The sequence below is a fragment of the Planctomycetota bacterium genome (assembly GCA_039819165.1).
Classification (GTDB): domain Bacteria; phylum Planctomycetota; class Phycisphaerae; order Phycisphaerales; family UBA1924; genus JAHCJI01.
This window is the reverse complement of record JBCBSM010000001.1, coordinates 421,793-434,951: the sequence shown is the minus strand read 5'-3', so window position 1 is coordinate 434,951 and position 13,159 is coordinate 421,793. Positions and strand designations below refer to the sequence as shown.

Here is a 13,159-nt window from a genome sequence, read left to right as displayed (position 1 = left end):
TCCGGTTTTTCAGCCCGCGGTGGTGCTCGCCCCCCGGGAGGCTTCGTAGGCCCGGAGCCCTTCCTCGGTGCTCCGCAGCTGGCGGTTGGTGCCCAGCGACCACTGCGGCATCGGGCGATCGGGGTCGACCTTGGCCTTCACCCAGCCATCGACCACCATCACTTCCATCGCCTGGACGGACTCGTTCATGTATCGCTTGGCGTCGGCGGGCGTGTGGTTGGTGCGCAGGTGGTTCTGCAGGTAGCCGAAGATCTGGTTCGCGTCGTCGCTCTGGCGAAGCATCGACACCAGCACGGCGTACGCCCCGGTCTTGGGCAGCACCTTGCCATTCCGCGTGAAGCAGTCGATGGGCTTGACGCGGCCGCTGTCGTACTCGGCCACCCGCTCCTCGGTGGCGCCCTCGAGATCGAGTACGAGCGTGTTGGCGTCCATGAAGGTAAAGGTCTCACTGGCCAGGTCCAGCTCGGCGTCGCCGAACTTGCCGACGATCTGCCGCGCGGTGCCCAGGTCGAACGACCCGAGGTTGGCCGAGTGCAGTGTCTGGTTGGTGAAGCCGCCCTGCGCGAGCCAGCGCCAGGCGTCCTGGGGCGTAAGCTCCAGGCCGGCCTCCTCGGCGATGGCCTGGCAGTGCTCCTGCAGGTCGGTGAAGTTGCCGTTGGAGGCGTACCAGTACTGCGCGAAGCGGATGTGCTGGGTAATGTTGCGGCGGGTCTTGCGGTCGTAGCTCGAGGCCAGCCACGATTCGTTGTACTCCTCCCGCTCCATCTCGAGGATGGTGTACGCCAGCTCGCGAGCCGACGTGTGCGCCAGCGTCATGCCCGCGGCCAGGATGGGGTCGGCGAAGCCGGCCGCCTCGCCGCAGACGTACCAGTTCTCCCCCACCACGCGGTCGGCGACGTGCGACCAGTCCTTGGTCGAGCGGACCTCGTCGGTCTGCTCGGAGCTAGCCATCAGCTCGGAGATCTCTTGCTGCTCGGCCAGCGCCTTGTGGTAGATCTCCGCGGGCTTGAGCCCCGACTGCTTGTAGTACTCGGCCGGACAGATCAACCCGACGCTGGCGCGCGTGGCCGAGAGCGGGATGAACCAGATCCAGCCGTAGGGCAGGCTGCGGACCTGCACGCGGGTGCCGCCCACGCCAATCTCGACGGCCCACTTGACGTTGTCCCAGTAGCTCCAGAACGCGACGTTGCGGAGGGCCTTGGGCGCCTCGCTCTCGACGCCCATCGCGCGGCGGAGCAGGGCGATGGCGCCGCTCGCATCGACGTAATGGCGGGCCCGCACGGTGCTGCCATCGGACAGATGCATGCCGTCGACGCGATCGCCGGTCTTGAGCACCTCGCGGACGGCGGTCTCCTCGAGCACCGCGGTGCCCATCTCGCGAGCATGGTCGAGCAGGATCTTGTCGTAGATCGAGCGCTCGACCTGGAAGGCGGTGCGGGTCCGCTGGCCCTCGAACCGCGCGGGGCGGGGCTCGTCCTTGAATTCCTCGACGGGGTAGAAGTCGAAGTCCCAGCGTTCCTTGTCGCGGCCCCAGGTGAGGCTGGCGCCGAGCTTCACGGGGAACCCGGCGGCCTCGACCTTGTCCCACACGCCCATCTCGTGCAGCACGACGCCGATGGCCGGCAGCTGGCTCTCGCCGACGTGCTCCCGCGGGAAGGACTCCTTTTCGACGATGAGTACGTCGAGGGCGGGCTTGTACTTCTTGAGCAGGCAGGCGATGGTGCTGCCCGCGGGCCCGCCGCCCACGATCGCCACGTCGCACGCCCGTTCGGTCGTTGCGGTCACCATGCACTCGCTCCTCGGAGTTTGCTCGCCACGCCGTGATCCACCCAACGGGACGCGCGTGCTAGTTGGAGGCCATTGCCTCGTTGCGCTTGCGGAGCGCCTCGTCGCTATCGGTCGCCCAGCGGATCTGCTTGCTGGGCACGTAGTCCCACTGGAGCATCGGCCGCGTCGGATCGACGCTGCCCTTCAGCCAGCCCTCGAGCACGAGCGTCTCGAGCGTCTGGAAGAAGCGGTTGCGGCCCAGGCTGCGGTGCTCCTCGGGCACCTGCTGGTTCACCACCTGCTGGATGCCCGCGAAGATCTGGTTGATGTCATGCACCCGCGTGGCGATCTTCATGATCTCGCCGTGCACGCCGCCGAAGGGCACGAAGTAGTTGCCCCGGCGGAGGCCCTCGACCTTCTCGACGCGGCCCGCGCCGTAGTGCGGCACGCTGGAATTCTCCGCCCCCTCGATGTCGGGCCGCAGCGTGTTGTACTGGTGGAAGGTGTACTTGTGCTGCTCGCCCGCGAAGATCTCCATCACGCGGCGGGCCGCGGTCAGGTCGTAGCTGCCGAAGACGGGCTGCAGCGCGTTGCTGTTGGTGAAGCCACCCTGCGCCAGCCAGGCCCAGGCCTGCTTGGGATCGAGCGACAGGCCGGCTTCGTCGGCGATCTCCGTGCAGTGCTCCTGCAGGTCGGTGAAGTTGCCGTTGGCGGCGTACCAGTACTGCGCGAACTGGATGTGCTGGCGGATGGATCGCCGCGTGCGATCGTTGTAGTTGCGGGCGAGCCATTTCTCGGAGAGCTGGCCCCGCCGCTTCTCGAGCAGCGTGCAGGCCACGTCGCGGCCCGACCCGTGCGCCAGCGTCATGCCGGCGGCCAGGATGGGATCGGCGAAGCCCGCCGCCTCGCCCACGAGCCACCAGTTCTCGCCGACGAGCCGGTCGGCCAGGTGCGACCAGTCCTTGGTGGTCTGCACGGTGCCCGACCGGGTTCCCGGCGCGGTCAGCTCGGAGATCCGCGGCTCCTTGGAGATGGCCTCGAGGTAGAGTTCCTCGGGGCTGAGGCCGCGCTTCTTGTAGTACTCGCTGGGGCACACCAGGCCGCAGCTGGCGCGGGTCTCGCTTAAGGGGATGTACCACAGCCAGCCGTAGCCGATGCTGCGGACCTGCACCCGCGTGGCGTTGCCGATCTCGACGGCCCAGTCGACGCCGTCCCAGTAGTCCCAGATCGCGATGTTGCGCAGGGCCTTGGGGGCGTCGCTCTCCACGCCCATCGCCCGGCGGAGGAGGCCGACGGTACCCGAGGCGTCCACGTAATCCTCGGCCTGTACGCTCGTGCCGTCGCTGAGCTCGAGGTGCTCGATGCGGTCGCCCTCGGACGCGACCTTCGTGACCTTGGTGCCCTGTCGGACCTCGCAGCCGACCTCCTCGGCCCGATCCAGCAGGATCTTGTCGTAGATCGACCGCTCGACCTGGAACGTCGTGGATCGCCGCTGGCCCTCGAGGCTGCCCGGGCGGGGCGCCTCGACGAATTGCTCGAGCGGGTACAGGTCGAAGTCCCACTGCTCGGCGTCCTTGCCCCAGGTGTAGCTGGCGCCGATCTTGATGGGGAAGTTGGCGGCCTCGACCCGCTCCCACACGCCGAGCTCGTCCAGGATGGGGTTGATCGCGGGCAGCTGGCTCTCGCCGACGTGCTCCCGCGGGAAGACCTCCCGCTCGACGATGAGCACCCGCAGATCGGGATTGTGGATCTTCATGAGGCCGCCGACGGTCGAGCCCGCGGGCCCGCCGCCGACGATGGCGATGTCGTACGGAGTATTATCGGACATAGATGAAGCGCTCCCTCTCCAGGTACGGGTGATAGAAGCTACCCGCAAACGCCGTTGCTGGCAATGAGGTTAGGCCTAGTTCCGATCCCTACATCCCCATCCGCCGGCACCGTTGGTACCCTCCCCGATGCGAAGGCCCTTCTTCGGCGGCAACTGGAAGATGAACACCACCCGGGCCGAGGCGGCGGAGCTCGGCCGAGCCGTCGCCCGCGACGCGTTCTCGGGCGTGGACGTGGCCGTGTTCCCGCCGTTCGTCTGGCTCAACGCCGTTGGCGACGCCCTGGCGGGCTCGCCGGTGGCCCTAGGCGCCCAGGACTGCTCGCAGCACCAGAACGGCGCCCATACTGGTGAGGTCTCGGCCTCGATGCTGGCCGAGCTGGGCGTGGCCGCGGTGCTGGTGGGCCACTCCGAGCGGCGGCACGACGTTGGCGAGCCGGACGACCTCGTGCGGGCCAAGCTCGCCGCGGTGCTCGACGCGGGCCTCACGGGCGTGCTGTGCATCGGCGAGACGCTCGAGCAGCGTGAGGCCGGCCAGACCGATGCCGTCAACGAGCGGCAGCTGCGGTCGGCTCTCGACGGGCTGCCCGGGGCGGCGGCCGACCGGCTTGTCATCGCCTACGAACCCGTGTGGGCCATTGGCACGGGACGGACCGCATCGCCTGCGGATGCCCAGGCGGCACACGCGGCGGCGCGGGGCGTGATCGCCGGCGTGCTAGGCGGTGGCGCGGCGGACGCGATGCGGATCATCTACGGCGGCTCGATGAAGGCCGCCAATGCCGCCGCCCTGCTGGCCGAGCCCGACGTCGACGGCGGGCTCGTCGGCGGTGCGTCGCTCGCGGCCGCGGACTTCGCCGAGATCACGCGGTCGGCCGCCACCGCGAACGCCTGAACCACCCTCACGCGGCAGACTTGCCGCGTGGCGGGGCGTCTAGAGTTGCCACTGGCCGAGACGGCCGACGCGGGAGGCACGCATGACGCTGACCCTCGGGCTCAGCCCGATCATCGAGAATCTGCTGACGCTGCTGTTCCTGGCGGTGGCGGTGGTGCTCATCCTGGTGGTACTCATCCAGCGGCCCTCGGGCGGCGGCCTGAGCGGGGCCTTCGGCGCATCGAGCGGATCGGGCCAGACGGCCTTCGGCGCCAAGACCGGCGACGCCCTGACGTACATGACCATCGGCGCCTTCGTGATGTTCGTCGGCCTGGCGATCCTCCTGGTGTTCGTCAGCCGCCCCGACACGCAGCAGGCCACGCAGCCGACCGCCGGCGCCGCCCAGCCGCAGGTGGCCGCCGACGCCGACTCGCCGCCCGCAGATGATGAACCCGCGGAGAGCGCCGCCGGCGATGGAGACGAGGGCACGGGCTCGTCCGGCGGCCCGGACCAATCGCCTCCGGATCCCGAGAGCGAGCAGCCCGCCGAGGTGCCACCCGCCGAGGAACCACCGGGTGAACCCGCGACCGATCCCTCGACGCCCGATCCCGCGCCGCCCGGTCGGTAGCCTCGCATACCGGGGGAAGCGTGATCCGCAGCATGACCGGCTATGGAGAGGCCTCCGCGGAGGTGGACGGCTCGGCCTACTTCGTCGAGGTTCGCTCGGTTAACCACCGCTACCTCAAGACCTCCGTGCGACTGCCCGAGGAGCTCGCGCCGCTCGAGGCCGAACTCGAGGAGGCCATCCGCGGCATGCTGACCCGCGGGTCGGTGACGGTCCGCGGCGTGTGCGTGCTGCGGGGCGATCACGAGGCACACAGCGTCAATGCCGCCGCGTTGCGGAAGTACGCCGAGCAGCTCCGCGAGGTGCCGGGAGCAATGGGCGTCGACGGCGCGACGATCGATCTGGCGTCGCTGATGACGCTGCCCGGCGTGCTCGTGCCGCCGCCCATGACCGAACGCATCGCCGAGGCGCGATCGAGCCTGCTGGGCCTGCTGCCCGAGGCGTGCCGGGCGCTCATCGCGATGCGGGAGCGCGAGGGAGCGGCCCTCGCCGACGAGCTGGCCGACCTGTGCCGGGTCATCACCGAGAGCCTCGCGGTCGTGCGGGAGCGGGCGCCGCTTGCCAGCGCGGAGTACGAGCGTCGGCTGCGGTCGCGGATCGAGGGCATGCTGCCCCAGGCCGACGCGGTAGACGTGGTCCGAGAGGTCGCGGCCTACGCCGAGCGGTGCGACGTCAACGAGGAGGTCTCGCGGCTGGGCGGGCACGTCGAGCAGTTCCTCGATGCGCTGCGGGCCGGCGGCGGCACCGTGGGCCGCAAGCTGGACTTCATCGCCCAGGAGATGCTCCGCGAAGCCAACACCATCGCCAGCAAGAGCCCCGACGCCGAGATCGCGCGTTCGATCATCGAGGCGAAGGCGGCCATCGACCGCATCAAAGAACAGGTCCAGAACGTCGAGTAGGGGCATGAGCCGGATGCGCGAGCAGCACGCCGGCGAAGGCGACGCGGGCCACATCTCGCCCGCGGCGCTCCGGGCCGCAGAGGCCGACGCAGGCTTCGCGCCCGGAGAGATCCACCGCGTCCGCGTCCAGTACGCCATCGGCGCACTGCTGCGGGCCCAGCCGCTGATGGCGGGCTCGCCGCTGGCCCCCAAGATGCTCCTGCGCGGCTCGATCTCCGGCCTCGTGGTGCTCAAGCGGCTGGCTCCGGGCGCGGACGATCCGGGCTTCGTGCACGTCACCCATTCGATCCACCGCCGGCTCGCGGCGCATGGGTTCCCGGTCGCCGAACTGCTGGCCACCAAGAAGGGCGCCACGGCGCTGCGGCTGGGGGGCCGCACCTTCGAGGTGCTGCGCTTCGTGGCGGGCAAACGCTGCGACCGGACCCCCGCGCAGACCCGCGAGGCGGGCGAGGCCCTGGGCCGCTACCACGCGCTGCTGGGCAACGCGCACGACCACCTCCAGGGCATCGGCCGCACCATCGGCGAACCCCGCACCGGCGTCTACCACGACGACATCCGGGTGCGGCAGAGCCTCGCACGGCTGCCCTCGGCGATCGAGGGCGACGACGGCAAGGACCTGGCCGCCCGCGTCGGGGCGCTCTACGAAGCGGCGGCCGCCCGCGCACGCAACACGCTGGCGGGCAGCGATGCCCAGATCGTCCACGGCGATTGGCATCCGGGGAACCTCATCTATCGGGGCGATCGCATCGCCGCGGTGCTCGACCACGAGTCGGCGGGCATCGCCCCGAGCATGCTGGACGTCGCCAACGGTGCGCTGCAGTTCTCGCTGACGGCCGAGGGACCCGATCCGAAGCGGTGGCCGACCGCTCCAGATCAGGGCCTGCTGGGCGCCTTCCTGGAAGGCGTGCGGAGTGGGCGGGCGATCGTGGGCTCCCGGGGGCTCTCGGAAGAGGTCTGGGCGGCCCTGCCCTGGCTGATGGCCGAGGCGCTGATCGCCGAGGCGGCCATCCCGATCGCCGGCACCGGGACCTTCCACGGCCGCGAGCCGGCGACCTTCCTGCGGATGGTGGCCCGCAAGAGCCAGTGGTTCACCGACCACGCAGGCGACGTGCTCGCACTCGGCACCGGCTAGGCCGCACGGCCTCGCCGCCCGCCGCTAGCATGGTCTATGGCAGTTCGCGGCCTCGTGATCGCACTCTCGTGGCTCGCGCTGATCGGCGCGGCCTCCCCCGCAGCCACCGCGCAGCGCGACGAGGACGTCGCGGCACTCCGCGAGGCGATGGCCGAGATGGCCGTCGACAGCTGGCCGGCCCGCGCCGCGGCGGCGCAGCGGCTGGCCGACCTCGTCCGCGAGCTCGAACCCGGGCATGCGCTGGCGACGCTCGAGCGGGCGTACACCGAGGCGCTCGAGTCCGACGTCGATCCGGCGGGCCACGCCGAGGCGACCCGCCGCTTCGAGGACCTGGCCGCCCGCGTCTTCGTGCTCAGCCCCAAGGCGGGCCTGGGCGTGAGCTTCAGCACCAACAGCGGCGAGGGGCTCCGGCTGGGCAACGTGATCCCGGGCTTCGATGCGTACACCAAGCTCCGCGAGAACGATGTCATCACCGCCATCGCCGGCGTGCCCATCCACGGCCGCGACGACGGCGTCACCGTCGCGATCGTGTCGCACATGCCCGGCGAGTCCGCCCAGATCGACCTCAAGCGTGACGGCGAGCCGATGCGGGTTGCGGTCACCTTCGGCGACCGCGCCCGGCTGCAGACGCCGCGGCAGCTCAGCGACGCCCAGCTGCTGCGGGCGTGGGCCCTGCGCCTCGAGCGGCTCCGCGGCGATCACGGCGGGGGCAGCCTGGGCTGGATGGATGCGCGGGCCTCGGTCCGGGCGCCCAACGCCCGCGAGCCCATGCGACGCCGCGTGCACGCGCCGGGCGTCGCCCTGGGCGGCGAGCCGGCGTCGGCCTCGACCCGGCGGCCGGGCGTGACGATCGTCGGCGAGGGCGACGGCGGCGTCGAGAGGCAGCTCCGCGCCGAATTGCTCCGGCTCGATCGCAACCTCGCCACAACGCAGGCCGGCCTCACCCGCGCCCGCTCGCAACGGACGACCCTGCAGGCCGAGATGCGGGCCCTGCCCGACACCGACGCGGGACGGGCGCGGCGGGCCCTGATCACCGAGCAGGTCGCCGAACTGGACGAGCTGCTGCGCAGCCTGCAGCAGGAAGCGCGGACGCTCAACCGCGAGCGAGCCCGGATCCTGCGACGCCTCAACGAATAGCGGGCACGCCTACACGCGCAGGACCGCCGACCCCGCCGAGTAGGCCAGCCGCACGCGGGACGGGGCCGCGCCGTGCTCGTCGAAGAGCACGACCTCGTTGTGCTTGCCCGGCTCCAGCCACGACTCGGGCACACGCAGCCGCCCGTCTGAGAGCGGGGCCTTGTTGCCCGGCGCCTGCACGAAGTAGCGGCCCAGGTGGTTGCCGTTCACATAGGCCTGGCCCTTGGTCATGCCGGTGAGGTCCAGCTCCAGGGGCGCCTGCGTGTCGGCGGCCTGGAAGGACGCCCGCCACCACGTCGGCCAGTTCCGTGCCTTGAGCTGGGCCTTGGCGACGGGCTCGTAGGCCGCCGGCGCGGGCCGCTCCCACTTGGCGAAGGCCCAATCGAGCTTGCCGGTGAGATCGGCGCGGCCCTCGTCGATGCGGACGGCCTTCGCGATGTCGGCCAGCCGCTCGCCGGCGGCCTCGGCGTCTGGCGCACCGGAGAGGCCGTCGTCGTGCATCGCCAGGTGCAGCACGTTGACGCCCCGCTTGAGCTCGTCGGTCTCCAGCCGCAGGCCGCTGAAGCCCGCGTCGTCGAAGCACGCGATGGGCACGTCGTTGAGGATCAGCAGGCCGCGACCCAGCCCCTCCGACACCGACAGGAACAGCGGCGATTTGCGGCGGTGCGTGAACGACCAGACGTAGCGGTGCGGCGAGGTGTGGTCGTTCTGGTGCACGAGCCACATGGGCGTGCGGAAGGCCAGCAGGTCGGTGGGCGGATGGGTCTCGACCTCCGGGCCCTGCAGCTCGACCGGCGCGAGCTCGAAGCCGTCGCCGAACACGCCCTTGCGCTCGCCGAAGAGGATGCCCGACGCAGCGCGGCCGAGGTTCTCGGCCAGCACCACGATGGTCGCCTCGCCCTTGAGCCCGCGGGCCTTGATGGCCGGCTGTGCGCCGGGGCCCGCGCCGAGCACGGCCGATGACTCGCCGCCGACGAAGACCTGCAGGCGGTCGGCGGCCTCGGGGAAGCTCAGCGCGCCCGAGCCCGCGGGGATCTTGCCGCTCAGCCGGTACCAGCCGTAGCCCGAGGCGGCGCCCAGCGTCGCCAGGTCGGCGGGCCCGTCGATGCTCGCGTACTTGGCGCTCTCGCCCTCGGCGTAGTCCTGGGTCGAGCACTCCGACCACTCGAGGGCCACTCGCTTGGGGGTCTTGGGCGGCGCATCGACCGGGTGGGTCCGCAGCGTGCCGTCCGAATCAACGACCTGGCAGGTCTTGCTGTCGGGCAGCGCTATGGGCGAGCCGTCGGCCCGCACGCCCGCGACGCCGGCGTAGACCATGCCGTCGGCCACGAAGCACTCGTCGACCTGGGCCTCGGAGCACACGACCACGAGCATGCCCTCGTGCTCGACGGCCTGGGGCGACTTGCCACGGGGCACGGTCACGCTCAGCGGCGAGCCATTGATGCACACGATGCCCTCGGTGGCCGCCGGCCCGAAGCACACGAGCGTCGTGCCCGAGATGGTCAGCACGTTGAGATTGGTGTAGTCCAGGGTGTGCTTGCTGGTCAGGTTGACGCCGTGCAGCAGCCACGCGACGCCCTGCTCGCCGATCGTGAGCGGCACGGGCGTGCCGTCGGCCAGCAGCAGCGTGCGGGAGGTCTTGCCGCGGTTGGCGCTGCCCAGCTCGAACACGCAGGCGACGCCGCCGAAGCTCCCCCCGAGCTGCACGATCGAGAGGTAGCCCTTGCCCTCGCGGGGGGCATCACCCGGATGGACGACGATGGGCCTCGACTCGGGGTGCAGGTGCGCCAGCGTGCGGCCGAACGCCGACGCAAACATGCATGCGCGGCGGGCCATCTTGAGGGCATCGGTCGACTGGCCCGAGGCGTCGACGAGGCCGCCGCGGTCGGTCGCCGCGAATGCCTCCGCGTATCCGCCCAGCTTGCCGCCGCTAAAGCCCAGGTTGGTGCCCGGCGCGAAGCGGCTGAGCGTGAACTGGCCGGCGCCCGAGATGATCTCCACCAGCAGCCGCAGCAGGTCGCGGCCGTCCTGCGGCTCGGGCTTGCCGCCCCAGGTCGGCGGCTCGCTGGTCGCCAGGTCGAGCACGAGCCTGGGGTGGTCCGGGCGGACCTCCGACAGCTGGCGGAGGGTGGCCAGCAGGTCCTCGTTGCCCACCCAGCAGTCGACCTCGCCCTCCACGCTCGCCCACAGGTTGTTGGCGTTGATGACCGGTACGCTGAGGCCCGCCTCGCGGATGTAGCGATAGAGTTCGCCGAGGTAGGACTGCGCGAGGTCCTGCGCGCCGCAGGTCCACAGATGCTCGTTCTGGATGAGCAGGATCGGGCCGCCCTTGCCCGCCGCGTTGATCTGCAGGTCCCGCACCTGGTCGGCCACTGCCGTGATGTATCGCGAGCACGCCTCGAGGAACGCCCCGCTGTTGGACCGCAATTCGTGGGCGGGCAGCTGCGTCAGCCAGGTCGGCAGGCCGCCGAAGTCGTGGTCTTGGCCCTGCGCCGGACCGAGCCTGAGGATGACGTACAGGCCCGCGTCGTGGGCCATCTCGACGAAGGCCCGCAGGTCGGCGTCGTCGGCAAAATCGAACTGGCCGGCCAGGGGCTCGTGGCGGGCCCACAGCACGGGCACCTGCACCGTGTTGAGGCCCGCGAGCTTGGCGGCGTGCAGCCGGTCGGCCCATTCCGCCCGGGGCAGGTGGGCGTAGGAGATCGTGCCACCGACGATCCAGATGCGGCGGCCATCGAGCATGAAGCTGCGGCTATCGAACGTCACGGTGGGCATGGAGCGGCGCTCCCGTTGGGTGTCGTGAGTTTGGTGCTGGGGAGCCGCGATACCAATCGAATACCAAACGATCGTCGCCGACTCGGATGAGCCCCGATGATAGACGCCGAATCCTGTCGCGACAACCTTGCGGCGATCCTGCAACACGCTCGCAACGCTGCGCGATGGTCGCAACGGATGCAACCTCGGGCGGCGCGCGACGTACCATCGCCGCCCATGTCTTGCCCGCTCCTCCTCGATGCCCGGGCCCGCGGCCGACGCCTCGCGCTCCTGGTGACCCCGGTCGCTGCGCTGGCCTGGCTGCCCGCGTGTGGCGGACTGGGCGGCTACGACCGCCGCGTCGAGGATCGCATCAATCGACGCATCGATGCGCTCACGCTCGATCAATCGATGCTGCTCGGCACCGATGCGGCGCCCGCCGAGCGCCGCTACCGGACCGAGGGCGTCTCGAAGCTGGACCGCGATCTCCAGCTGGACAAGTCGCCCCCGACGAACAACCCCGACGCCGAGCAGCTCCGCTACGTGCAGGCCGAGGCCGCTCGCCTCGAGGCCGCATCGGTCGAGGGCCGCCTGCAGCAGTTCTTCGGCGAGGCCCTGGGCATCGACACCGGCCTGGTGGGCTACGGCTACGACGAGGGCGTGGAGGGAGAAGAACGCCCGGACCTCGACATCCCGAGCGACGTGATGCGGCTGGACCTGCCGACGGCGCTCCGGCAGGCGCAGATCACGGGTCGCGACTTCCTGTTCGCCCAGGAGGACTACCTGCTCGCGGCGATCGCGCTGCTGTCCGAGCGGCACCTGTGGTCGCCCCGCTTCTTCAATGACACGATGGCGACCTTCAGCGGCGGGGCCGACGACGGCCAGCTGGATGGCGTCATCGACCTCATGAACGAGCTCCGCGTGACGCAGCTGCTGCCCAACGGTGGCGACATCGCCGCGAGCTGGATCGTGAGCGCCACCGAGCAGCTCCGCAACGAGGTGAGCGGGCAGTACGTGCAGTCCTCGGAGCTGGTGCTGGATGCGAACATCCCGCTGTTCCGCGGCGCCGGCTCCGTCGCCCGCGAGGACCTCATCCAGGCCGAACGCGACCTGGTCTACGCCGCCCGGGACTTCGAACGCTTCCGGCGGGAGTTCCTCGTCACCGTTGCGTCGACCTACTTCTCGCTGCTGCAGGACGCGTCGGCAATCCGCAACCTCTCCGAGCAGCTGCGGAACCTGCGTCGGACGCTCGAGCGGCAGCAGGCGCGGCAGGAGGCCGGCGAGATCGCGCTCTTCGAGCTGAACATCACGCGAAGCAGCGTGCTGGCGGCCAACAATTCGCTGCAGGGCACGCTCGAGTCGTTCATCCTGTCGCTGGACAGCTTCAAGATCCTGCTCGGGCTCGATCCCCGCACGCCGGTGGTGCTAGCGCCGCTTGAGCTGGAGCTCAACGACCCGGTCGCAACGCCGACCGAGGCCGCCGCCGCCGCGCTGCTGTACCGCCTCGACCTGCAGACCGAGCGGGACGAGGTGCTCGATGCCCGCCGCGCGGTGTACAACGCTCGCAACGAGGTGCTGCCGGACTTCGATTTCTTCGGACAGGCCAGCCTCCCGACCGACCCCGACGTCCGCGAGGGCGGGCTCGCGTTCGACCCCGACGACTTCGGCTACTCCGCGGGCTTTCGATTCAGCCTGCCGCTGGATCGCCGCATCGAGCGGCTCGCCGTGCGTTCGAGCCAGATCGCCCTGGAGCGGGAGATCCGCGACTTCGAGGAATTCCGCGACAGCATCGTCGTGGCGTCCCGGTCGGCCCTGCGGAGCATCGAGGTCGCCCGCTTCCAGCTCATCCTGGCCGAGCGGCAGGTCGAGATCAACGAGCTGCGCTTCGAGGAGCAACTCATCAAGGAGGACGAGGTCACGCCCCAGGAGCTGGTCGACACCCAGGCCGAGCTGCTAGATGCCCGCAACGCACGCACGGCCGCCGAGGCCGACCTCCGCAACGCCATCTTGGCCTACCTGCTGACGACCGGGCAGCTCCGCGTCGGCCGGGATGGGAACCTCCTCCCGCTGCCGGGAATGGACCTGACCCCGCCGCAGGGGGTCGCGCCCTAGCCCCGCCCGGTATATCCTGCTCGGGCGGCTCCGAGGG

Annotated in this window: 9 protein-coding genes; 6 read left to right on the top strand and 3 right to left on the bottom strand. The window is 70.7% G+C overall.

The window, feature by feature from the left end; all coding sequences use genetic code 11:
• Positions 1–9: 9 nt before the first annotated feature.
• Both AAFX79_01980 and AAFX79_01975 read right to left on the bottom strand, forming a co-directional pair.
• On the bottom strand, positions 10–1,788 hold the full coding sequence (locus AAFX79_01980) for an NAD(P)/FAD-dependent oxidoreductase (protein ID MEO1007315.1): 1,779 nt from the start codon (positions 1,786–1,788) through the stop codon (positions 10–12).
• Positions 1,789–1,846: 58 nt separating this feature from the next.
• Positions 1,847–3,595: an NAD(P)/FAD-dependent oxidoreductase gene (locus AAFX79_01975; GenBank protein ID MEO1007314.1), complete on the bottom strand. Its 1,749-nt coding sequence runs from the start codon at positions 3,593–3,595 to the stop codon at positions 1,847–1,849.
• Positions 3,596–3,722: 127 nt separating this feature from the next.
• Here AAFX79_01975 and tpiA point away from each other — a divergent pair, with 127 nt between their 5' ends.
• From tpiA to AAFX79_01950, 5 genes are all read left to right on the top strand, one after another.
• Positions 3,723–4,484 carry a triose-phosphate isomerase gene (gene tpiA, locus AAFX79_01970; protein MEO1007313.1) on the top strand — a complete coding sequence of 254 codons (762 nt, stop codon included), beginning with the start codon at positions 3,723–3,725 and terminating at the stop codon, positions 4,482–4,484.
• Between the two features lie 82 nt (positions 4,485–4,566).
• Positions 4,567–5,091, top strand: coding sequence for a preprotein translocase subunit SecG (secG, locus tag AAFX79_01965; protein MEO1007312.1), 525 nt, complete (start codon positions 4,567–4,569; stop codon positions 5,089–5,091).
• A 32-nt stretch (positions 5,092–5,123) separates the two neighbouring features.
• Positions 5,124–5,987 (top strand): YicC/YloC family endoribonuclease, encoded by an 864-nt coding sequence (locus tag AAFX79_01960; protein ID MEO1007311.1) that lies wholly within the window; start codon positions 5,124–5,126, stop codon positions 5,985–5,987.
• Between the two features lie 4 nt (positions 5,988–5,991).
• The gene (locus tag AAFX79_01955) at positions 5,992–7,119 is read left to right on the top strand and encodes a phosphotransferase (GenBank protein ID MEO1007310.1); all 1,128 of its coding nucleotides are present in this window, start codon (positions 5,992–5,994) and stop codon (positions 7,117–7,119) included.
• 36 nt (positions 7,120–7,155) lie between these two features.
• Entirely contained in the window at positions 7,156–8,256 is a 1,101-nt protein-coding gene (locus AAFX79_01950) for a PDZ domain-containing protein (protein ID MEO1007309.1), read from the top strand.
• Between the two features lie 9 nt (positions 8,257–8,265).
• Here AAFX79_01950 and AAFX79_01945 read toward each other — a convergent pair whose 3' ends face one another.
• Positions 8,266–11,031 carry a beta-galactosidase gene (locus AAFX79_01945; protein ID MEO1007308.1) on the bottom strand — a complete coding sequence of 922 codons (2,766 nt, stop codon included), beginning with the start codon at positions 11,029–11,031 and terminating at the stop codon, positions 8,266–8,268.
• A 216-nt stretch (positions 11,032–11,247) separates the two neighbouring features.
• On the opposite strand from AAFX79_01945, the gene AAFX79_01940 reads away from it, so the two are divergent.
• Complete coding sequence (locus AAFX79_01940; protein MEO1007307.1) at positions 11,248–13,122, top strand: TolC family protein; 1,875 nt, start codon at positions 11,248–11,250, stop codon at positions 13,120–13,122.
• Positions 13,123–13,159 lie beyond the last annotated feature (37 nt).

What these genes read in the sequence shown, in the direction of transcription:
- AAFX79_01980 (MEO1007315.1), bottom strand. Translation starts at nt 1,788, where the DNA reads ATGGTGACCGCAACGACCGAACGGGCGTGCGACGTGGCGATCGTGGGC.
- AAFX79_01975 (MEO1007314.1), bottom strand. Translation starts at nt 3,595, where the DNA reads ATGTCCGATAATACTCCGTACGACATCGCCATCGTCGGCGGCGGGCCC.
- tpiA (MEO1007313.1), top strand. Translation starts at nt 3,723, where the DNA reads ATGCGAAGGCCCTTCTTCGGCGGCAACTGGAAGATGAACACCACCCGG.
- secG (MEO1007312.1), top strand. Translation starts at nt 4,567, where the DNA reads ATGACGCTGACCCTCGGGCTCAGCCCGATCATCGAGAATCTGCTGACG.
- AAFX79_01960 (MEO1007311.1), top strand. Translation starts at nt 5,124, where the DNA reads ATGACCGGCTATGGAGAGGCCTCCGCGGAGGTGGACGGCTCGGCCTAC.
- AAFX79_01955 (MEO1007310.1), top strand. Translation starts at nt 5,992, where the DNA reads ATGAGCCGGATGCGCGAGCAGCACGCCGGCGAAGGCGACGCGGGCCAC.
- AAFX79_01950 (MEO1007309.1), top strand. Translation starts at nt 7,156, where the DNA reads ATGGCAGTTCGCGGCCTCGTGATCGCACTCTCGTGGCTCGCGCTGATC.
- AAFX79_01945 (MEO1007308.1), bottom strand. Translation starts at nt 11,031, where the DNA reads ATGCCCACCGTGACGTTCGATAGCCGCAGCTTCATGCTCGATGGCCGC.
- AAFX79_01940 (MEO1007307.1), top strand. Translation starts at nt 11,248, where the DNA reads ATGTCTTGCCCGCTCCTCCTCGATGCCCGGGCCCGCGGCCGACGCCTC.